This window comes from Companilactobacillus suantsaicola (assembly GCF_004745525.1).
GTDB classification, from domain to species: Bacteria; Bacillota; Bacilli; order Lactobacillales; family Lactobacillaceae; genus Companilactobacillus; species Companilactobacillus suantsaicola.
In genome coordinates, this window is sequence record NZ_RKLY01000030.1 from 1 (window position 1) to 21195 (window position 21195).

Annotated in this window: 20 protein-coding genes; 6 read left to right on the forward strand and 14 right to left on the reverse strand. The window is 37.3% G+C overall.

From position 1 onward, the window contains the following. Nucleotides 1–117: 117 nt before the first annotated feature. Nucleotides 118–852, reverse strand: a complete 735-nt coding sequence (locus EGT49_RS10005; RefSeq protein ID WP_135373939.1) for a winged helix-turn-helix transcriptional regulator — start codon at nt 850–852, stop codon at nt 118–120. A 380-nt stretch (nt 853–1232) separates the two neighbouring features. Here EGT49_RS10005 and EGT49_RS10010 point away from each other — a divergent pair, with 380 nt between their 5' ends. The 4 genes from EGT49_RS10010 to pstB all read left to right on the forward strand — a co-directional run bounded on the left by EGT49_RS10010 (nt 1233) and on the right by pstB (nt 4826). Next, the gene (locus EGT49_RS10010) at nt 1233–2141 is read left to right on the forward strand and encodes a phosphate ABC transporter substrate-binding protein PstS family protein (protein WP_135373940.1); all 909 of its coding nucleotides are present in this window, start codon (nt 1233–1235) and stop codon (nt 2139–2141) included. 72 nt (nt 2142–2213) lie between these two features. After that, entirely contained in the window at nt 2214–3131 is a 918-nt protein-coding gene (gene pstC / locus EGT49_RS10015) for a phosphate ABC transporter permease subunit PstC (RefSeq protein WP_135373942.1), read from the forward strand. A gap of 2 nt (nt 3132–3133) precedes the next feature. Then, the gene (pstA, locus tag EGT49_RS10020) at nt 3134–4021 is read left to right on the forward strand and encodes a phosphate ABC transporter permease PstA (protein WP_135373943.1); all 888 of its coding nucleotides are present in this window, start codon (nt 3134–3136) and stop codon (nt 4019–4021) included. 10 nt (nt 4022–4031) lie between these two features. Then, a complete protein-coding gene (gene pstB / locus EGT49_RS10025; protein ID WP_135373945.1) occupies nt 4032–4826 on the forward strand; it encodes a phosphate ABC transporter ATP-binding protein PstB in 795 nt (264 codons plus the stop codon). Between the two features lie 96 nt (nt 4827–4922). Here pstB and spxB read toward each other — a convergent pair whose 3' ends face one another. The 3 genes from spxB to EGT49_RS10040 form a co-directional block, all read right to left on the reverse strand. Beyond that, nucleotides 4923–6683 carry a pyruvate oxidase gene (spxB, locus tag EGT49_RS10030; RefSeq protein ID WP_135373946.1) on the reverse strand — a complete coding sequence of 587 codons (1761 nt, stop codon included), beginning with the start codon at nt 6681–6683 and terminating at the stop codon, nt 4923–4925. 121 nt (nt 6684–6804) lie between these two features. After that, nucleotides 6805–7737, reverse strand: coding sequence for a DMT family transporter (locus EGT49_RS10035; protein WP_135373948.1), 933 nt, complete (start codon nt 7735–7737; stop codon nt 6805–6807). A gap of 98 nt (nt 7738–7835) precedes the next feature. Further along, on the reverse strand, nt 7836–8081 hold the full coding sequence (locus EGT49_RS10040; protein ID WP_135373949.1) for a hypothetical protein: 246 nt from the start codon (nt 8079–8081) through the stop codon (nt 7836–7838). A gap of 148 nt (nt 8082–8229) precedes the next feature. Between EGT49_RS10040 and EGT49_RS10045 the strand changes: the two genes are divergently transcribed. Then, nucleotides 8230–8871 (forward strand): phosphatase PAP2 family protein, encoded by a 642-nt coding sequence (locus EGT49_RS10045; RefSeq protein WP_135373950.1) that lies wholly within the window; start codon nt 8230–8232, stop codon nt 8869–8871. 21 nt (nt 8872–8892) lie between these two features. Here the strand turns inward: EGT49_RS10045 and phnW are convergent, their stop codons facing one another. The 6 genes from phnW to EGT49_RS10075 are packed head-to-tail and all read right to left on the reverse strand — an operon-like array spanning nt 8893 to nt 14235. Then, the gene (gene phnW / locus EGT49_RS10050) at nt 8893–9981 is read right to left on the reverse strand and encodes a 2-aminoethylphosphonate--pyruvate transaminase (RefSeq protein WP_135373952.1); all 1089 of its coding nucleotides are present in this window, start codon (nt 9979–9981) and stop codon (nt 8893–8895) included. After that, entirely contained in the window at nt 9975–10769 is a 795-nt protein-coding gene (gene phnX, locus EGT49_RS10055) for a phosphonoacetaldehyde hydrolase (protein ID WP_135373953.1), read from the reverse strand. The genes phnW and phnX overlap by 7 nt, the downstream gene beginning before the upstream one ends. A 17-nt stretch (nt 10770–10786) precedes the next feature. Continuing rightward, complete coding sequence (locus EGT49_RS10060; protein WP_135373955.1) at nt 10787–11638, reverse strand: PhnE/PtxC family ABC transporter permease; 852 nt, start codon at nt 11636–11638, stop codon at nt 10787–10789. Further along, nucleotides 11635–12426, reverse strand: a complete 792-nt coding sequence (locus tag EGT49_RS10065; RefSeq protein WP_135373956.1) for a phosphate/phosphonate ABC transporter permease — start codon at nt 12424–12426, stop codon at nt 11635–11637. Before EGT49_RS10065 ends, EGT49_RS10060 begins: the two co-directional genes overlap by 4 nt. Further along, the gene (gene phnC, locus EGT49_RS10070) at nt 12426–13181 is read right to left on the reverse strand and encodes a phosphonate ABC transporter ATP-binding protein (RefSeq protein WP_135373958.1); all 756 of its coding nucleotides are present in this window, start codon (nt 13179–13181) and stop codon (nt 12426–12428) included. The genes EGT49_RS10065 and phnC overlap by 1 nt, the downstream gene beginning before the upstream one ends. Nucleotides 13182–13191: 10 nt before the next feature. Continuing rightward, nucleotides 13192–14235, reverse strand: a complete 1044-nt coding sequence (locus EGT49_RS10075) for a phosphate/phosphite/phosphonate ABC transporter substrate-binding protein (protein WP_135373959.1) — start codon at nt 14233–14235, stop codon at nt 13192–13194. Nucleotides 14236–14433: 198 nt separating this feature from the next. Between EGT49_RS10075 and EGT49_RS10080 the strand changes: the two genes are divergently transcribed. Further along, complete coding sequence (locus EGT49_RS10080; RefSeq protein WP_135373961.1) at nt 14434–15303, forward strand: aldo/keto reductase; 870 nt, start codon at nt 14434–14436, stop codon at nt 15301–15303. A 47-nt stretch (nt 15304–15350) separates the two neighbouring features. Here EGT49_RS10080 and EGT49_RS10085 read toward each other — a convergent pair whose 3' ends face one another. From EGT49_RS10085 to EGT49_RS10100, 4 genes are all read right to left on the reverse strand, one after another. Next, nucleotides 15351–16511, reverse strand: coding sequence for a cation:proton antiporter (locus EGT49_RS10085; protein ID WP_135373962.1), 1161 nt, complete (start codon nt 16509–16511; stop codon nt 15351–15353). A gap of 108 nt (nt 16512–16619) precedes the next feature. Then, nucleotides 16620–18008 carry a flavocytochrome c gene (locus EGT49_RS10090; RefSeq protein ID WP_135373963.1) on the reverse strand — a complete coding sequence of 463 codons (1389 nt, stop codon included), beginning with the start codon at nt 18006–18008 and terminating at the stop codon, nt 16620–16622. 1 nt (nt 18009) lies between these two features. Continuing rightward, nucleotides 18010–19395 carry a class II fumarate hydratase gene (locus EGT49_RS10095; RefSeq protein WP_135373965.1) on the reverse strand — a complete coding sequence of 462 codons (1386 nt, stop codon included), beginning with the start codon at nt 19393–19395 and terminating at the stop codon, nt 18010–18012. Between the two features lie 244 nt (nt 19396–19639). Beyond that, entirely contained in the window at nt 19640–21169 is a 1530-nt protein-coding gene (locus EGT49_RS10100; protein ID WP_135373967.1) for a YfcC family protein, read from the reverse strand. Between the last annotated feature and the right edge of the window lie 26 nt (nt 21170–21195).

Below are 21195 nucleotides of genomic sequence, written 5' to 3' on the forward strand. Positions count from 1 at the left end.
ACTTGGCGGTGAAACGACTGAAGACGTTTCTTTACTAGTATATAGAAATAAGGTCCAGAAATCATTAGGATTTCTGGACCTTATTTTTGTCATCTAGGACTTTTGTCCCAAACTCTTTTAACTTTCTGACACTAATGGATACTGGTTATCTAGAACATAACCAAATCCTCTGACTGTTTTAATACAATTTTGTGAATCGGATTTTTCGGCTAATTTATCGCGCAAATGACTAATGTGAATATCGACCGTTCGCGTAGAACCTGCTGAATCATATCCCCAAACCCCCTCAAGGATTTGGTCACGACTCAAAACTTTCCCCCGGTGCTGAACTAAGTACCAAAATAGTGAAAACTCCTTTGGTGTTAACCCTAAATCAAATCCATTATGCGTCACGCGATAATGTTTGAAGTCAATCACAATATCATTGTACTTAACTCTTTCAGTCTGATAAGTAGCTTCCTTCTTAGAGTCACTGGTAATAGAAAAACGATCATAAACCCAAAAAAGTTGCTTAACTTTCGCCACTAATTCAGGATACTCAAACGGTTTTGTAATGAAACTATCAATATTAATATTGTAAAAAAGAGAACGTCTCTTCTTATCTTTGGTTGGAGCCAACACAATGATTGGCCCGGAAACTTTACTACGAAGTGACTTTAATATCTTTAAGGACTGATTCATATCAGTGATTGTTGAATCCCAAAGTAAACCAGCGACATCTTCTTTTTCAACCAATTTCTCGACTTCTTTTGGATCGGTTACATTTCGAATAAACCATCCTTGATTATTGAAATAACCGTTAATCTCAATTACAAGTGACAATTTATTACTCAGCAATACTAGCGGTTGCATTCAACTCTACTTCCTTCCGGTCATTTAATACTGCAAGGGTCAAAACATTACAATATTAAAAAGTTTAGAAAAGGTAAATTTTCTTAACAAAACTAACCACAGCCACTTCACAATTCGATTATAACAATGTAAATAAGGTAGGTCATTTACAAAGAACATTTCAGCCATTGTATTTAAATATAGGCAAATACAATTATCGTAATATTTAATCCCTCTTTCAAACCCCTGCAAAAAGTAGTTTACAAAGCAAATGTATATTTTTTTAACAACTTTACACAATTTTTACATTAAATAAACATTATATATACACGAGGCTTTTATATTTAGAAGTGTTAGATAAAGAGATTTATCAATACGACTTTGAATAGGGGTTATTAGAAATGAAAAAGAAAACAATTATTTCATTAGTTCTTGGCCTAGCAGCCTTGATGCTAATTCTAACTGGCTGTGGCAACTCTGGCAGCAAAGAATCTTCAGCTGCTTCTAAGGGCAGCAGTAGTAATGAAGCTTCTGGAAAGATTACTATCGTTGGTTCAACTGCTTTACAACCACTAGTTGAAAAAGCTGCAGCAAACTTCCAAAAGAAAAATAGCAAGATCAATATCACCGTTCAAGGTGGGGGCTCTGGTACTGGATTAAGCCAAGTGCAAGATAAGTCAGTTACAATCGGTAACTCAGATATCTTCGCTGAAGAAAAACAAGGAATCGATTCTAAGAAACTTACTGACCACAAAGTTGCCGTTGTTGGTATGGCTCCAGTTGCAAACAAAGACGTTAACGTAAAGAACCTTACAATGGATCAACTAAAGAAAATCTTCACTGGTAAGATCACTAACTGGAAAGAAGTTGGTGGTAAAGATGAAAAGATTACCGTTGTTAACCGTGCTAAAGGTAGTGGTACTCGTGCAACTTTCGAAGCTGCTGTTTTAAAGGGCGACGAAGCTGTTAAATCACAAGAACAAGACTCAAATGGTACTGTTCAAAAGATTGTTTCAAGTACACCAGGTGCTATCAGTTACCTAGCATTCTCATACATTAATGACAAACTTCAAGCCGTTTCAATCGATGGTGTAAAACCTACGGATGCCAACGTTGAAAATAACAAATGGAAGATCTGGTCTTATGAACATATGTACACAAACGGTGCCGCTAAAGGTGCTGCTGCTAAGTTCTTAGACTACATGAACTCAGACGATGTTCAAAAATCATTAGTTAAAGATATGGGATATATCAGTATTCACAATATGAAAGTTCAAAAAGATTCAAAAGGAACAGTTAGTTCTAAATAAATGATCAAAAAGAACTTCAACCTTGTAAATCTCGGTCGAGGTTCTTTTTGCATATACAGGAGTGATTCCCTTATGGATAAGATTCAAAAGAAATTACAAACGAAATCCAAAGCCACCTTTCAAGACTACTTCGGCAAGGGAATTTGTTATTTATGCATCGGTTTAATAATTCTATTAGTTACATGTATTCTTTATTTCATTGCCTCTAAAGGTTTAGCTACTTTTACTCAAGACAAAGTTAGAGTTTTCGATTTTCTAACTAAGACCAATTGGAATCCTGGTGCCGTTGATAGTCAGGGACATCCCGATGTTGGTGCCTTGCCAATGATTGTTACCTCCTTTAGCGTGACACTTTTGGCTGCCCTTTTGGCTACTCCGTTTGCTCTAGGTGTAGCAATTTTTATGGCAGAATTTTCAAGTAAAAAAGGAACTAAAGTTTTACAACCGGTGATTGAATTACTTGTCGGAATTCCTTCAGTTGTTTATGGTTTCATCGGTTTATCGGTCGTAGTACCTTTCATTCGAGAAATCTTCGGTGGAACTGGTTTTGGTATTTTATCAGGAACTTTAGTTTTGTTCGTCATGATTTTGCCAACAATCACGTCTCTGTCAGTCGACAGTCTAAAGGCTGTACCGATGTTTTATCGTCAAGCTTCACTAGCGCTGGGCGCAACTCGCTGGCAAACAATTTACAAAGTTGTCTTGCGTGCCGCCATTCCTGGTATTCTGACCGCGATAATTTTTGGGATGGCTCGTGCTTTTGGTGAAGCCTTGGCCGTTCAGATGGTGATTGGTAATGCCGCTTTGATGCCTAAAAATCTAATTTCACCAGCTTCAACTTTGACTAGTAAATTGACGACCGATATTGGTAACACTGTCATGGGAACTTTACCCAACAATGCCTTATGGTCTCTAGCTTTGATTTTGTTATTGATGTCATTGATCTTAAATATGCTAGTTAAATTTATTGGAAAGAGAGGTCGCTTCTAATTATGAATGCAAAAAAAGTTGATAAAATTGCCAATGTTGTTATTTACACAATCGTAGCTTTAGTTGTAATTCTTTTACTCGCAATTCTTGGCTATATTCTCTTCAACGGTGTGCCTGATATTTCATGGCATTTCTTGACCTCTGCTGCCCAGTCCTTTAGTTCTGGTGGTGGTATTCGTGACCAGCTCTTCAATTCGCTTTACTTATTGGTTCTAACAATTATTGTTTCTTTACCAATCGGTTTAGGAGCTGGAATCTACTTGTCCGAATACGCTTCTGATAATTGGTTCACTGATTTGATTAGAACAAGTGTCGAAGTGTTGAGTTCATTACCTTCAGTCGTAGTTGGATTGTTTGGTTACCTACTATTCGTAATCAAATTGAATCTAGGCTTCTCTATCCTTTCTGGAGCAATTGCTTTAACATTTTTCAACTTGCCACTCTTAACTAGAAACATTGAGGAATCTCTTCGTGGTGTACCTAATCTACAAAGAGAAGCCGGGATGTCCTTAGGTTTATCCAACTGGAAAACTACTACTAAGATTGTTTTACCGGCAGCACTACCCGGAATCTTAACGGGGTTGATCTTGAGTGCTGGTAGAATTTTCGGTGAAGCTGCTGCTTTGATTTACACTGCTGGTCAAAGTGCACCCACCGTCGATTACGGTAACTGGAATATTTTCTCCAGTACCAGTTTCTTAAATCCTATGCGTCCAGCGGAAACTTTAGCCGTTCACATTTGGAAAGTTAATACTGAAAGTGTTACACCCGATGCTCACCTAATTTCCAGCGCCTCATCTGCCGTGTTGATCATTGTAATTTTAATCTTCAACTTAGGAGCGCGTTTTCTAGGAAACAAACTTTATAAAAAAATTACCGCGACGAAATGAGGAATTAATCTTGAAAGAATATAATTTAGACGATTCTTATATTACCGATATCACTGAAGAAAGTGCACTATCAACCAAGGATATTCAAGTCTTCTATGGTGATAACCACGCAATCTTCGACGCTAATTTAGTTTTTCCCCGTTTCAAAATCACGTCTTTAATTGGGGCATCGGGTTCAGGTAAATCAACTTTTCTCAGATGTTTGAATCGGATGAACGACAAGATTGCCAAGGTTGACGGAAAAATTCTTTATCGAAACGTCGATATCAATGCTCCTAAGACTAATGTTTATGAAGTCAGAAAACACATTGGCATGGTATTTCAGCGTCCTAATCCTTTCGCTAAATCGATTCGGGACAACATCACTTTCGCTCTAAAAAATAATGGTGTGAAAGATAAGGAAGAGCTCAATCAACGACTTGAAACTAGTCTGAAAGAAGCTGCTCTTTGGGATGAAGTTAAGGACAATCTCGATAAATCAGCCTTAGCTTTATCTGGTGGGCAACAACAAAGACTCTGCATCGCCCGTTCAATCGCCATGCGCCCAGACATTTTGTTGCTCGATGAACCCGCTAGCGCGTTGGACCCAATTTCAACTTCAAAAATCGAAGAGACTTTGAAAAAATTGAGTGAACAGTACACTATTATTATCGTGACACACAATTTACAACAGGCCTCACGGATTAGTGACTATACAGCCTTCTTTCATTTGGGACATATCGTCGAATACAATAAGACTGTAAAAGTCTTTACTAATCCTAAAATGAAGGCTACTGACGACTACGTTTCTGGAAACTTCGGATAAAAAGTGAGACAGGACAAGGTCAAATTCTCAAACCTTAAAATAATAAGCCAGGGTAATCAAAAACGATTACTCTGGCTTATTTATTTTAATCATTTACTAGTCATTGTCACCTTGTGCCCGTAGCAATTCACCTAATGATGGTTGTTCTTTAGTATCAATGTGGTATTTCTTCGCATAGGCATCAACTGCTTCTTGTCCATAAAGTTTCGGATCAAGTGGCATAAAAGCAGTTGCTACTGGATCATCTTGTTTGATCACCGCATTAACAACGATTGGTTTTTTGTTACCACTTGCTTGTAGTTCTTTAATCTTATCGAATGTTTCATTGACATCTTTAATTGACGCAACGGTAAATCCAATTCCACCTAAACCTTCAGCAACTTTGGCCCAATCAGCACCTGTCAAATCAACTCCGTATAAGTGTTGTTTAGTTTGAACTTGTTCGTAATAAATGAATCCTAAACGTTCATTTGAAAAGACAACATTGATGACCGGCAATTGGTATCTGGCTTCAGTGATAATATCTGGAGCGACCATTGAAAAGCCACCATCACCTGACAAAGTCCAGGCTTGGGCGTTAGGAACACTCAAAGCACCAGCAATTCCGGCTGGTAGGCCAAAGTCCATTGTGGCAAATAATCCTGACAAAGCAAAACGTTGGTTGTGATTCATTGGCAATCCACGAACACCGAACTCTGAAACATTCCCGGTATCGACACCATAAGTATCATTAGGACCGGCCATTTCAGCAATCTTCTTTGTAACAGTTTCTGGATTCAAGCCTTGACTGTCATCTTCAGCCAACTTATCGAGCCACTTTTCCCAGTTAGCCTTATTTTCTTGATTAGCTTTCAACCAAGTACCGGCTGGTAAAGTTTCTCCGGTATCAATTAGTGCTTGCAAATAACTCTTGGCATCCGCAATGATTGCATAATCAACATCAACAGTTTTGCCAATATCATAAGCATTATTATTAACTTCAATAATTTTGACATCCTGAGGCCAGAATCTAGCAAATGGAAATTCTGAACCTAAGAATAAAATCAAATCGGTATGCTGCAAGGCTTCAAAGCCTGACTTACTACCGAGCCTACCAAAGGTCCCAATTGCATTAGGATGGTCAGTACTGATAACCCCAGTTGCGGGAACAGTATTCATGACCGGTAAATTGAACTGTTCTGAAAACTTTGTCAGTACATCTTTAGCTCCCAACAATCCACGTCCTGCGTAAACTAAAGGATGTTTAGCTTCTTTTAACATCTTCAGAGTATTAGTTACATCCTCAGGATTAATCGTTTGCGCAAAATCATTTTTAACAACTTTAGGAGTCTTGTTAGCTACATAATCAATTTCTTTAGTTGTCAAATCTTCAGGCAAAATTACTACAGCAACTCCCTTTTGACGATAAGCTTCTCGAATAGCCTGATTGATTACATATGGAATTTGCTCAGCAGTTGTAACTGTACGATTGTAGACAGCCACATCACTAAACATAGGACCTTCGTCCATTTCTTGGAAGTAGTTCGTGTTCATATTTTCAGTTGGTACTTGTCCAACCAAAGCTAAGACGGGAACATGATCCATCTTGGCATCATATAAACCGTTGAACAAATGAGTAGCACCAGGTCCAGCAGATCCAAAGGCTACACCAATTTTTCCTGTGAATTTAGCATCCGCCGATGCAGCAATTGCACCTACTTCTTCGTGGCGAACTTGAATGTATTTAACCTTATCCTTTTCGAGATAGAGTCCCTCAACCGTGTGATTGATTGAACCACCGGGAACACCATAAACGTGATCTACACCCCAGTCCTCAAGTACCTTGATCAATGCTTGTCCTGCTATCATTTTTGTCATATTTACACTTTCCTTCTTAAAAAACCAATTGACAAACTAAAATACTATTCCTGCTTGCAAACGTTATCATCGAATACATTTAAGAAAAAATCAAATTATCTTTCTTGTGAAATTTTTATAGTTATAAAAGTCGAATAGTAATCACGCCAGCAATCATCACTATTAACGAGATAATTTGTGGTAAAGATATTGGATTCTTTTGTGAATTAAACCAACCGAATTGATCTATCAACAAACTACCGCTGACCAAACCTACTAGAACAATTACTACCGCTAAACCAGTACCAATCAGTGGCACCATATAAACATTTCCCAAAACAAATAAAGCCCCAATAACTCCACCAAACCACATCCAAAATGGATTTTTCCGTGATTTATCGAAGGTTAAAACGGGATGCAATAAAGCAACAATTAAAATCAATGCAACTGTACCAACGAAAAATGAAACAAAGGCAGCCTTAATAGCTGACTTTAGGACAATTCCCAAGTGACCATTAATGGCAGTTTGACTAGCACTAAACATCCCAACGACAACTCCAACAATTCGCCAAATTGTCAAAGCGTGATTTCTATTTTGCTTAGTCAGATGAATTCCTTTTTTAGCAATAATTTGGTTACTGGAAACCGCTCCGATGACTCCAATCACTACTAAAACTGCTCCGAAAATTCTCATCGCGGTTAGCGATTTGACTGGTGAATCAAAGAGTCCAAAATTATCTATTAACAACCCCATAATTATTTGTCCCATGATTGGCATGATAGCTGTTTGTACACTACCTAATTTGGGAAACAACAGAATATTTGAAGTCAAATAAATAACTCCTAACAATCCACCAATCCAAATCCACAACGGTTCTTTCATAATTATTTTCAATGGAATCAATAGATTCCCGTTCTTAATTAAAGTAATTACCGCCAAAAAAATTGTCCCAATCGAAAATGAAATCAATGACGCTACAAACGGTGAACCAACGGTATTCTTTAATCTGGTATTAATACTAGTTTGGATTGGCAGGCCAATACCAATAAATAAACCAATCAAAATCGTTAGCATTTTAACATCCCTTTCACGGCTAGTAAAAAACGTTTTTTCAGAAATTTCAAATTATTAAACCACATAAAAAAGCAAGGCTTTCACCTTGCTTACATTCATTAATTATTAAAGAACTGAGAAATAACTAAAAAGACAATTCCACCAACGATTACTCCTATTCCGATAATTAAGTAATTCCACAATCCCAAAACACCTAACAGTATCAAAATGATACCGATGATGGGATGGTGCAATAAAGCAATTCCTGTTTTGATAAATAACCAAATAATTACCAGAATCGCTACCCCAATAGCAATCAAAATTGGTGCCGAACTACTTGAGGTGGTAGCCATTAATGTTAGCATTTTAAGCCTCCTTTTTGGTAAGAATGATTATATCATTAAAACAATATTAAGGTATATCATTTTGAATACTTTAGAAAACATTGCTGTATTTTTTGAATAAAAAATATTATAATCAAGTCTTACTAATATCGTTATAAAGGAGAACATTTTGCCTTTTTCAAATAATAGAAAACATCTTCAACTGGCGACTACCTACTTGATTTTCTTCGTTTTATTAGAAATCTTAGTTGTCAGCGGTAATTCTTTGGTTCGATGCTTCGATACCTCCATTCAAAACATTTTCACAGCCATTACTACAGCAGATTTGACTAGTATCTTTAAAGTCATCACCAAGCTTGGCAGTCCTGAGATGAATATCATCTACTTGATTATCATCATTATCTTATTTCTGAAAAACAAGTTTTTCAAAGAAGCGATTTGGACGTCTTCACTATTAATTGTTGGTAACGTAATTGCCACCTTGGTGAAATACAGTGTCAGACGTCAGCGTCCTACTGATAAAATAATCCCCGCTTCTGGTTACAGCTTTCCTAGCGGCCACACTTTTGGAACAACTCTGCTGATTTTAACGATCATCATACTCGTGTTACCACATTTGAAAAATCTATCCTTAAAAAAGTTTTTGAAAATTCTCTTAATTGTCTGGCTCATTCTAGTTGCCATATCAAGAGTCTACTTACGAGGACACTTCCCTACGGATGTTATCGGAAGTATGTTATTAGCTGGAGTATGTTGGGAATATGCCGAATTGATTTATTTACATGTCATTACAACCAAGAAAAAAAGGTGATCAAATTGATCACCTTTTTTCTTATTTTACGATAGTTTTGATAGCATCCAATAGTTTGGAAATATCATTGTCATAAACTTCACCGATATTACCGATTCTAAAAGTTGGAACTTGAGAAATCTTCCCTGGATAGATTACAAATCCATCCGCCTTTAGTTGTTGGTAAAATTTGTGGAAATCAAAATCATCGCTTGGATAAATAAATGATGTAATAATTGGCGATTGCCACTTCTCATCAATTAAGACCTTAAATCCTAATTCTTCCATACCTGCAGCTAAATGTTTTTGATTTGCCGAGTAACGTTGATGACGTGCTTCCACACCACCTTCAGCTTTCAATTCTTGCAATGCTTCATAAAATGCATGGACAACATGAGTTGGCGATGTAAATCTCCATTTACCGTGATTCTTTTCCATTTCAGCATATTGATCATATAAATCTAAGGATAAGGTTCTAGCTAAACCTTTAGTAGATTCAAGTTCTGATTTCTTAGCAATTACAAATGAAAATCCGGGTACACCTTGAATACATTTATTTGAACTACTAATCAAATAGTCAATTTTTTCAGCTTTAACATCAATCGGAATCCCACCAAAACTGCTCATTGCGTCAACAATTGTTTTGATTCCTCTTTCCTTAATTTTAGGAATGATCTCTTCGATTGGATTCAAGATACCTGTCGTTGTTTCACAGTGAATCATTGCAAAATGAGTAATATCTGGATGTTTAGCTAAACATTCATTAACTCGATTCAAAGTAACTGGTTCTCTTTCATCAAACACACAATCGACGTGGTTGATTCCATAAATATCAGCCATTTCACTGATTCGACGACCGTATGCACCGTTGATAGCAATCAACAACTTATCATTCTTAGAAATGGTTGAACCAATAACAGATTCAACACCATAAGTTCCACTCCCTTGAATTGGAACAGCCGTATATTCATCAGCGGTTACTTTAGCAATCTCCAGCAATGAATGTCTAAAAGATTGAGTAATTTTCTTGTAATCATCATCCCAAGTACAATAGTCAAAATCCATTGCATTTTTGACTTCTTCACTTGTAGTTAAAGGTCCAGGTGTTAAAAGCAAATATTTTCTTACCATTTTTTCCCCATCGATTCATTTAAGTATTCAATAATTTGAACTAGATCATAAATATTATCAATAATAAAATCAGCATTTGCAGATTCAAATTCTCGTTTTACTTTATTGCGTTTTTCAACTTGCTGTTCCGTATCCAATTCATCAAATTCAATTTGTGACAATCCCATTAAACTGCTGCCTTCAACTATCCCAACTGTTTTAACGCCAGCATTTTGTCCTTCTTTTATATCAACCAAAGTATCGCCTACTTTGATAACTTTTGAAGGATCATCAATATGAAACTTATCCATAATGAATTGAATCATTGCCGGAGAGGGACGACCTTGATTGTTAACATCTTCAGATGTCACAACTAGATCAGGAGTATAGCCATTCTCAGCAGCTTTATTCTCCACAACATTCATCATTTCAGCAGTATAACCCGTTGTTGTTGCGACATTTATACCGTATTCTTTTAAATAATTAAATGTTTTTAAAACGCCGGATTTGAGTTCCGTAGATTCTTTCAAATAATGGATTAGTGATTGTTGAAAATTGGAATAGATTTTCTTACGATCATCTTCACTTGGTAATGAGGAATACTTTGCTTGCCATTGTTGTTTAACATCAGCAAGTTCTAAGATTTTACCAATGTGATCCCACTTGGCCATCCCCATATCTTTTCTGATTTCTTCATCACTAATTTCAATTCCTGCATTTTTAAAAGCTTTTTTAAAGGCAATAACTGGAGCTAAACTACCATAATCTACTGTAGTACCAGCCCAATCGAAAATAACTGCTTCAATCATAAATTTCTCTCCCTAACTTAACGGCTTAGATAGAAATGTCTAATCTTAACCGCAATAAACTCTAGCAAAAATGTAACTGCAATAATTAAATAAACAATGAATCCAACCTCATGAAAATCAAAACTCATTCCACTGGCAACGAACAACTGATAACCAATTCCACCTGCTCCGGCAGCGGCACCAACTGCTATTGCGTTAGCAAAGTTAATTTCCAATCGAATAAAAGTCCAAGATACAAATGAAGCCATGATGGTTGGCCAAATTGCCTGAAAGACAATTACCCAGAACTTTGCTCCTGTGACTTTTAGTGACTCAATTGTTGATTCATCAATCCCCTCAATACTTTCTGAATAGGCTTTAGTCAAATAAGCTACACTATGAAAACTCAATCCCAAGATAGCCGCTGTTGATCCTAAACCACATACGATTGAGAAAATTAATGCCCAGATAATAGTCGGAATCGCTCTGACAATCGCCATAAAAACTCTGATACCAGTCCCTAAGTAAATATTAGTTAAATTCTTTGAAGCCATTACAGCAAAGAAGAAACCAAAGACAGCACCGATAATCGTTGTCATTACAGAAATCAACAAACTTGAACCTAAACCTTGCAATAACTCAGCTAAACCATCTGATCCAGTACTAGGTTGCAAGAACATTTGGTGGAGTGTGACACCTAATTCTTTAAAAGCTGTTGCTATCTTGACATTGGCCGTGTCCAAATGTGTCAAAGTGAAACCTGTAATCAAGAACAAGGAAACAAATACTAACAAAATCATCATTCTGGACAAACTATTTTCATGTAATTTAATGTCTGGCGTATTTGGTAATTGTGGTTTTTTTATAATTCTTTCTTCAGTGTTGATCATAAAATCACCTTCCTAATTTGATTAGAAATCAATTCCAAGGCGATTACTACAATGATGATCGATAAAACGGTCATCCCTGAAGCATCGAATCTGAAACTCTTGAAGTAGAGATCAAATAAGAAACCAATTCCAGTACCAGTTAGAATACCAACCAAAGTAGCATCACGAACATTGTTTTCAATCATATAGAGTATCCAGCTCAACATGCTGGGAAGAATTTGCGGTAAAACTGCTTGAAAGATAACTTGGAAGTAATTTGCTCCAGTTGCTTTCAAAGCAAGCATAGTTTCACTCGCTTCATCTTCAATAATCTCCATAAAAGCACGAATCAAAAATCCTATCGACATTAGTAATAAAGCTAAGAATCCAGTAAAGTCACTTTGCTTAAATGAGAAAAGTAAAATCATTGACCAAGCAACTAAGGGAATGTTTCTAAAAAATGAAGCAATCCCTCGAACGATAGTTTGGACAAAACCATTTATTCCAGTGACTTTAGAGCCGATTAGAGCTACAAAGATGGAAATAACAGCAGCTACCATTGTCGATGAAATAGCTAATAAAACTGTTTGCATCAATTTTTGCCAGATCTGGGGTAAATAATTCATCGACTTGGGTGTCGGTGCAAAATTCACCCCTAACCATCCAAATGCTTTAGGTAATGCTATTAATCCGCCTAAACTATCAAAGTTTAAGATCCAACTACCTAATAAATAGGTACCGCCAATAATTGCGATTATCGCGGTTTGATGCCAACCTTTGCGTGTTAAATATTTTGCAGAAGATTGCATTATTCAAGCTCCTTTGTAATATCTTGATCATAAAGTGTCCTCAAAATATCCTCTGATAATAAATCTGCAGCTTCATTAAAAATCAAATGACCCTTACGAATCCCAATGATTTGATCTGCATATTTCTTTGCCATGTTGATCTGGTGCAAATTAGCCACACAAATCAAATTGTATTCTTCCGTTAAATCCTTCAATAACTGCATAACCGTTTGGGCAGATGCTGGATCAAGTGAAGCAATTGGTTCATCGCAAAGAATAACTTTAGGATGTTGAATCAAAGAACGTGCAATCCCCACACGTTGCTTTTGACCACCACTCAATTCAGAGCATCTCTGCAAAGCAAAGTCTTCCAAACCAACCTTTTTTAATAAGGACATTGCTTCAGCCTTTTCTTCTTTGGTATATCTACCAAAAATACCAGCCAAAGTTGATTTATAACCTAAACGACCATGTAAAACATTCTCAATTACCGTCAGGCGTTCAACCAAATTGTAATTTTGAAAAACCATTCCAATTTGACGGCGATGTTTACGTAACTGAGTTTTATTATCAGAACGAATATCGTCACCATCAATTAAAATTTGACCACTGTCATCTTTGATCAGTTGATTCAAACTCCTTAAAATAGTTGTTTTACCTGCACCAGAAGGTCCAATAATAGCTACAAATGTACCTGGTTCAACAGTAAAAGAAATATTAGTCAGAGCAGGATGATCTTTTTGATAACTCTTATCTAAATTCTTAACTTCTAACATAAGCCGCCTCTTATTTACCAACTAATTCGTGTGTAGGCTTGTACCAGTCATCATCAACTTTTAGAAGACGTGTCTTTTCTGACTTTCTTTGCCATAGAGTTGGTGTTTTACCCTTTCCATCTGAGAATAAGTCTTTGTTTTCCAAGATTTCTTTAGATGTGAAGTGTTTTGCAATTGCATCAATATCGTCTTTACTTAGAGCTTTAGCATTTACAACGAAAGGTCCGTTTTGAACTGGTAGAACTGAAAGGTTAACTAATTCTTTACCTTTGAATTCAGCAAATGGAGCATCAGCATCACTTCTAACAGTAAATGTTGAACCGACTTTGTCATAACTACCTGATGTAACTTTCAAGAATGGTGTCAAATCACCATCATCAAATGCAGCAACGTCAGCGTCACCTTTTAGTAGGTTAATAGCTGAACCTGGGTGAGTACTTCCATATAGAACTTTGTCAAAGAACTTGCCACCTTCTGAAAGGTCTTCTTTACTCTTCAACTTGAAGTGCTTTTGAATTTCATCTGTTGGTACGGCAAAACCTGAAGTTGAACTAGCTGAAACAAATGAGATCTTCTTACCTTTGATGTTATCGATATTGTACTTGCCATCTTTCTTGTATTGATCGGCTTTATCTTTTTGAACCATCAAATATGAGCGGTAACTTGCTCCCTTAGTTGTACCATCTGGACCAGATTGAAGAAGAAGTGGTTCAACCTTATTGTTCTTAGCATGTGCTTGGATATAGCCATCAGCACCCATGAAGGCCAATTGAGCTTTACCTGAAGCAATCGCTTCGATAGCAATGTTGTAATCTGTAGTTGTTTGAATATTGATTTTCTTACCTGTTGCCTTGTGTAATTCTTCCTTCAATGCTTTACGTGAAGCACTGAAGTTCTTAGCAGATTCATTTGGATAGAAAACCATTGTAATTTCCTTACTACTGTTGCCACCTGCTTTTGGTGAAGCTGCGCTCTTTGAAGAACAACCAGCTAACACACCGGTTAACAATAAAAATACCCCTAAAACAGCGGTTAATAATCGCCCTTTTTTCATAACTAACTCCCAACTTTCTTTGTCAATTTTTCGAACAAACTTAGATTAACAAAGCCATGTAAAATCTTGATTAATTTTCTGTAAAATATAAAATTATAAAATTTACACAATTTAAACAATTTATATACAAATTCTCGAGCGTTCCACTTCCTAATAAGTGGGCTATAATTGAGGTAGAAATCAACAGGAGGTACATTTATGGCAACAAATATTCCTTATATAGAATTGGCAAATGGGGTCACAATTCCCCAAGTTGGACTAGGAGTTTTCCGAATGGATGACCAACAAGTCCTCGATAGCGTTAAGTGGGCTATCGAAAGTGGTTATCGTCACATCGATACCGCTAGTTTCTACGACAACGAAGAAGCCGTTGGTAAAGCAATCAAAGCCACTGGAATCGACCGCAAATATTTATTTGTTACAAGTAAAGTTTGGAACGATGTCCGTGGTTATGACGAAACAATTACTCAATTTAACAAATCTTTACAAAAACTAAACATGGATTATCTTGACTTATACTTAATCCATTGGCCCGCTGCTGGATTCGAAGAAAATTGGCGTGCCATGGAAGACCTTTACAAACAAGGAAAAATTAGAGCTATCGGTGTATCTAATTTCAAGTCACACCATATTGAACAGTTAATGAAGTCAGCTACGATTGCTCCAATGGTCGACCAAATCGAGACTCACCCTTATCTTCAAGAAAACGACTTGCACAAATATCTGAAAGAACATCATATCGTTCATGAGTCTTGGAGTCCGCTCGGTGGTGGTATTAATAAAGTGATCGACAACCCTGTTATCAAAGAAATTGCCGAAAATCATCAAAAGTCACCCGCCCAAATTGTTTTACGTTGGCACATTCAACGTGGTGAAGTCATCATCCCTAAATCAACTCATGAAAGTCGTATCAAAGAAAACATTGATCTATTCGACTATCATTTCAGATTGAGTTCTGATGAAATGGAACAAATTGCTAAACTCGATTGTGATAAACGTGTCGGGGCTGATCCTGATGATGAAGAATTCCTCAAGAAATCCACAACTTTCTCCACTCAAAATGACTAATTAAATAAAAAAATCGCCAATAATCAAATTGATTACTGACGATTTTTTTATGCTAAAGATTTTTTCAAAGTTTGTTTCAACAATAATGGTGAAATCAAGGTTACTAAGATAATGACTAAAATGATGGCTGAATAATCAGTGTTATTCAATAACCCTGCTTGATGGCCAATTTGAGCTGTGATCAAGCCCATTTCACCACGAGCAATCATCCCTGTTCCAATAACAGAACTACTTAGATTGTCGAAACCACTAATTTTAGCACCGATTCCACAACCGAACCACTTAGTCAAGGCGGCTAAAATGACCAAAACAATTACCAACATTAAATTTTTAAAGAAATTATCTAAGGTCATATTCAAGCCAACACTAACAAAAAAAACGGGAATAAAAATTGAATTGCCCAACGGTTCAACGTGATCAGCTAACAAGCTCTTGTAAGGAGTATTTGCAACTGCAATTCCAGCAAAGAAAGCGCCAATTGCACCGCTTAAACCGACGAAATTAGCTAACCAAGCCATACTCAAACAGATGATTATCGACATGATGGTAACGCTTGATGGCAAGATTAATCGTTCTCCCAAATGCATCAAATATGGAGCGATCCACTTTACTAACAAGAAGACACCACAGAAGAAAGCTAACTGTTCTAACAAGACTAACAAGATACTTGGCTGTGAGGTGCCTGCGTGAATACCTTGACTAGCTAACAAACTTATCATTAATGACAACAACAAGACACCGATGATATCATCGGCAACTGCTGCTCCTAAAATTGTCGCTCCTTCACGAGTTGACAGTGCCTTATATTGTTTCAAAACTGCCACAGAAATTGACACTGATGTAGCTGAGAAGACGACTCCAATGAACAAAGCTTCCAAAAATGAGAATCCAAACAAATAAGTGACACCGCCCATAATTACTACTGGCAAAATCACTCCGGAAATTGCCACAATGATTGCTGGTCGCAAATATTTTTGCAATAATTTCAAATCACTTTCTAAGCCACCTAAAAACATCAGAATAACCACTCCAATATCTGCAAAGGCGCTAACTAATTGATTTAAACTGACCCAATTGAGCATGGCCGGTCCAAGTACTATCCCAACCAGTAATTCACCAATTACAGCAGGTATACCAATTCGATTGGAAAAATGCCCAGCAATCGTCGTTGTAACTAAAATCAAACACAGCGGTCCTATAAAATCCATTTGAATCCCCCTAATAAATTAATTACAATCCATTCTACTACTAGTCGAAAAAACAAAAAAGTGGAATAAATCAGGCAAATACCTAAAATTCATCCCACAAACAATTAATTATTTATCTAAATATTTAAAAACTTGTTGACCAGCTTGACGACCAAAGACAACTGTTTCAGCAATCGAATTTCCACCGATACGATTATTTCCATGTAAACCACCAGCCACTTCTCCGGCCGCAAATAAACCTTTGATAACATTATTTTTTTCATTTAACACTTGAGTTTTATTGTTAATTGCAACGCCACCCATTGTGTAATGAACTGCTGGCGCGATGTGAATTGCATAAAACGGACCAGTTTTGATACCACGTTCCATTCCAGTAGTTCGTTTGAAGTCAACATCGGCTTTTTTATCCACCGCAAAGTTCCATTTATCCACCGTCATTTGTAAGGTTTGTGGATCAACTTTAATTTCTTCGGCTAATTCTAACAAGTTTTGCCCAGTCTTAACTAACCCAATATGATCATAAAATTCAATAGCCTTTACCCGTTGACGGATTTTGCTATCAAAAATCAAAAAGGCTCCGGTACCACCTAGATCATCAATTGCCTTAGTAACATTTTTTCTAGTATCCAACTCGTTGACAAAACGTACTGCCGAGTTATTGACCAAAATAGCCCCTTCACCACGAACAGCTTCACCAATCAAATAGGCATGTGGCGTGTCCTGTTGCACAGTTGGATGAACTTGAACTTGATCCATATCAACCAATTTAGCACCAACTTTTTGTGCTAATTCAATCCCATCACCCGTCGCACCTGGTTGGTTAGTCGTGCGTAGTTTCAACAGATCCGAACGATATTTAGCTAGTAGGTCCTTGCCAGCGCCAAATCCGCCTGTCGCCAGAATCACAGCATCACTATGGATAATAATTTCTTGTTCTGCAAAAGCTTTGACCCCAGTAACTTTCCCATTTTTCATCAATAATTCATCAACTTTGATTTTATCAAAAACAGGAATCTCATCTTTGGCAACTAACTTCAACAATTCAGTGATCAAGAAACCACCAATTGGCGCCATTGAACTGGGACGATGAGTCCGCATAACTTTCATGCCCCCGGTAATTGTTAAATCATCAAGGTGAATATCATGCTGAGCCAACCAATCAATGGCTAAAGCCCCGTGTTCTGTGAAAAACTTCAATAATTCAGGATTATTTTTCTTACCACCACCAAGATAAGTTTCATCATAAAACTCTTGAAAACTATCAACAATATGATGATTCAATTGAACAAAAGTTTCGGCCGCATTCATTCCTGAAGAAGCCCGCGTCGTATTACCACCTAATTTATCCATTTTCTCCAAAATCACTGGTGACAGTCCTAATTCATAAGCTTGAATAGCACTCGTCAAACCAGTGGCCCCAGAGCCAATGATAATCACATCATATTTTTCTTTTAATTGATCTAACTTTGTTGGTGTAAAAATAAATTTCTTCGCCATTTTATTTCTCCTCAATATTTGTCATATCAATTGGTACGACCCATTGGTCAAATTGCTCAGCCGTTACAAAACCTGATTTAACTGCCGCAACTTTTAAAGTTGTGCCATCACGTTGAGCGAGTTGAGCAATCTCAGCACTTGCGTGATAGCCGATGTGTGGTGACAAAGCGGTAACCGTCATCAATGATTGGTCGACTAACTGGGTCATTCGTTTTTCATTAACAGTTAAGCCAGCAATCATTTTGTCCGAAAATCCTAAAATTGTGCCACTCAATAACTCAGCTGATTCCAAAAAGGCACTGATCAAAACTGGTTTATAAACATTCATTTCAAAATTTCCTTGGCTAGAAGCAACATTGACCACGACATCATTACCCATCACACGAACTGCTGCCATAGTGATTGCTTCGGCTTGAGTCGGATTAACTTTTCCTGGCATAATCGATGAACCAGGTTCGTTAGCAGGAATATTCAATTCACCATAGCCAGATCTAGGACCACTAGCTAAAAACCTTACATCATTGGCAATTTTCATTAAATCACTAGCTAGAGTTTTAATGGCTCCATGAACAACATTCAAGCCAGAATGAGCAGCCAATCCATAAAATTTATTAGTCTTAGCAGTAAATTCATGTTGATAAACTGTGGTCATTTTGTCGGCAATTGTATCTGCAAAACCAGGAGCGGCATTCAATCCCGTTCCCACAGCAGTCCCACCAATGGCTAATTCACTTAATGTCGGATTTAGTTTCTGTAGAAAAGCTAAGTCATGCTCCAACATGCTGACCCAGCCACTGACCTCTTGGCCAAAAGTTAATGGCGTGGCATCTTGTAAATGTGTGCGACCAATTTTAACAACTTGCCAGTATTTTGCTTGCTTTTGTTTCAATTCAGAAATCAAGTGTTCTAAAGCTTTTTCCAGTTTATCCACCGCTAAAGCAGCCGTGATGTTCATTGCCGTTGGAAAAATATCATTAGAACTTTGACCGAGATTGACATCATCGTTAGGCAAAATTTCTAATTCAGGATTAATTTTTTGAGCAACGTGTGCGACGACTTCGTTAACATTCATATTCGTTTGCGTTCCTGAACCCGTTTGATAAATTACTAATGGGAAGTCTTTTCTTAAATCCTCATCACGCAATTTCAATAGTTGATCAATACTTTGGACGATCAAATCAGATTTCTCAAGACTGAGTGCGCCGGCCTGCTTATTAGCAATAGCAGCGGCTTTTTTAATTTGTAAAAGTGCTTTGATAATTTCCAAAGGCATCTTTTCACCGGTCGAAAAATTATTGCGACTTCGTTGTGTCTGCGCCCCCCAGAGTGCATCTACCGGGATTTTTACAGCTCCCAAGGTATCTTCTTCAATTCGATAATCTGACATAATTTTCCTCCAAATCAAAATGGTTAGTTTAATTATAGCGGACTAAATCTTTTCAAACAAAGAGTTTGGAACATAACTATTTTTATCTCTAAAGTATCAGCATATATACGGAACAGGAGATGGTAATTTTTCTTAAAAAAATAGATCAAGGCATCAAAAAACGATTACCTTGATCTATTTACTTTATTTTTATGTTTTGCACTCTAACTGAAACGAGTTGCACAAGCCAGGCTTGTTTCACTCTCTAAAGTAAAACACCAACACTTAAAAATACTAAAATTAGGACAACTATCATAACTAATAGTTTCGTCACAAATTTGATCCACTTATCAAAGCCGACATTTACCATCGACAGTGAGACTAGGATAAGTCCCGTCGGTGCAATCAAACCAATCAAACCTTGACCCCAGTTGTAGGCATTAATAATCAAGGCCCGGTCGATTCCAACCACATCAGCAAGTGGCGCCATAATTGGCATTGAAAGTACCGCTAAACCTGATGATGATTGAATGAAGAATCCTAACACGATGTAGACGAAGAACAGTACACAGATGAACAATACGCTATTCATCCCACTGATCTTGTCACTAAAGTAATTCATGATCGTATCGCTGACGAAACTCTTTTCCATCACGATACCAACAGATCTTGCTAAACCAACTGTCAAAGCAACCCCGAGTAAGTCTCTAGCTCCGTTAACAAAACTATCAACGAACTTAGACTCTGATAAGCCGGCAATGAAAATCAGAATATACGTTACGGCTAAAAAGACGACCGCAATTTCCGTGAAGTACCAGCCTAATTGTTGAACACCATAAATCATGACCACAAAGCCAATTGCAAAAACAATCAGTGAGAGTTTTTGACGCATTGAGAAATCACTCTTGGTCGATAGATCCATATTTCCTAGGAAACGGTCCTTATCTTCTTGAGCTTGGTCAGCAACTAATGATTTGGAAGGATCCTTACGAACTTTTTCAGCATAATGAATCGTATAAATAATTGAGATACCAACGGCCGCACACCACATTAAGACTCTCATTGGCAAGCCATCAGTAAAGTTGATTCCGGCAGCGTTGGAAGCAATAACCGTTGAGAACGGATTGATAGTCGAACTCATCGACCCGATTGCCGTTCCTAAGTACACTGCCGCGACTGCCGTCAAGGTATCATACCCCGCCAGCAAGAAGATTGGAATCAAAATTGGATAAAAGGCGATTGTTTCCTCAGCTAAGCCAAAGGTCGTTCCACCTAAAGCAATCAGTGAGGTAACGATCACGATCAACCATTTTTGTTTTCCTTTCAATTTCTCAGACAGGCGCATCATCCCTGAGTCCATTGCCCCGGTGGCGTTAACAATTCCGATAACTCCTCCGAGAATTAAAACAAAGACGATGATGTCAACACTGTCCACAATTCCTTGAACTTGTGAAGTTAAGAACTGATTGATTGTTCCTAATACTCCACGTTTTGGTTTTTTGATTTGGTGATAGGTATTCGGAATCGCAGCTGGGCGATAAATCGTACCATCTTTAAACTTTGAGACCTTGATCTTAATTTTATATTTATCAAGGGTCTTTTGTGTCGCACTTTCTTTTTTCGTCTTACCAGATGCTTCAGTAATGACGAACTTATCAGCTCCTGAGTCATATTCCAAAGTACTGTACTTACCTGATGGAATAAAGAACGTCAGAGCTTGAACTAAAATTAGAACAATAACGATAACAGTATACGCAGACGGAAAACTATGTTTTTTCTTCTTCGTACCAGCCATGTCTGTCCCCTCTCTTTCCCATTATT

What these genes read in the sequence shown, in the direction of transcription:
- pstC (WP_135373942.1), top strand. Translation starts at nt 2,214, where the DNA reads ATGGATAAGATTCAAAAGAAATTACAAACGAAATCCAAAGCCACCTTT.
- EGT49_RS10035 (WP_135373948.1), bottom strand. Translation starts at nt 7,737, where the DNA reads ATGCTAACGATTTTGATTGGTTTATTTATTGGTATTGGCCTGCCAATC.
- EGT49_RS10060 (WP_135373955.1), bottom strand. Translation starts at nt 11,638, where the DNA reads ATGATCAACACTGAAGAAAGAATTATAAAAAAACCACAATTACCAAAT.
- EGT49_RS10065 (WP_135373956.1), bottom strand. Translation starts at nt 12,426, where the DNA reads ATGCAATCTTCTGCAAAATATTTAACACGCAAAGGTTGGCATCAAACC.
- phnX (WP_135373953.1), bottom strand. Translation starts at nt 10,769, where the DNA reads ATGATTGAAGCAGTTATTTTCGATTGGGCTGGTACTACAGTAGATTAT.
- phnC (WP_135373958.1), bottom strand. Translation starts at nt 13,181, where the DNA reads ATGTTAGAAGTTAAGAATTTAGATAAGAGTTATCAAAAAGATCATCCT.
- EGT49_RS10075 (WP_135373959.1), bottom strand. Translation starts at nt 14,235, where the DNA reads ATGAAAAAAGGGCGATTATTAACCGCTGTTTTAGGGGTATTTTTATTG.
- EGT49_RS10040 (WP_135373949.1), bottom strand. Translation starts at nt 8,081, where the DNA reads ATGCTAACATTAATGGCTACCACCTCAAGTAGTTCGGCACCAATTTTG.
- EGT49_RS10100 (WP_135373967.1), bottom strand. Translation starts at nt 21,169, where the DNA reads ATGGCTGGTACGAAGAAGAAAAAACATAGTTTTCCGTCTGCGTATACT.
- EGT49_RS10005 (WP_135373939.1), bottom strand. Translation starts at nt 852, where the DNA reads ATGCAACCGCTAGTATTGCTGAGTAATAAATTGTCACTTGTAATTGAG.
- EGT49_RS10095 (WP_135373965.1), bottom strand. Translation starts at nt 19,395, where the DNA reads ATGTCAGATTATCGAATTGAAGAAGATACCTTGGGAGCTGTAAAAATC.
- EGT49_RS10085 (WP_135373962.1), bottom strand. Translation starts at nt 16,511, where the DNA reads ATGGATTTTATAGGACCGCTGTGTTTGATTTTAGTTACAACGACGATT.
- EGT49_RS10090 (WP_135373963.1), bottom strand. Translation starts at nt 18,008, where the DNA reads ATGGCGAAGAAATTTATTTTTACACCAACAAAGTTAGATCAATTAAAA.
- EGT49_RS10080 (WP_135373961.1), top strand. Translation starts at nt 14,434, where the DNA reads ATGGCAACAAATATTCCTTATATAGAATTGGCAAATGGGGTCACAATT.
- pstA (WP_135373943.1), top strand. Translation starts at nt 3,134, where the DNA reads ATGAATGCAAAAAAAGTTGATAAAATTGCCAATGTTGTTATTTACACA.
- phnW (WP_135373952.1), bottom strand. Translation starts at nt 9,981, where the DNA reads ATGGTAAGAAAATATTTGCTTTTAACACCTGGACCTTTAACTACAAGT.
- spxB (WP_135373946.1), bottom strand. Translation starts at nt 6,683, where the DNA reads ATGACAAAAATGATAGCAGGACAAGCATTGATCAAGGTACTTGAGGAC.
- EGT49_RS10010 (WP_135373940.1), top strand. Translation starts at nt 1,233, where the DNA reads ATGAAAAAGAAAACAATTATTTCATTAGTTCTTGGCCTAGCAGCCTTG.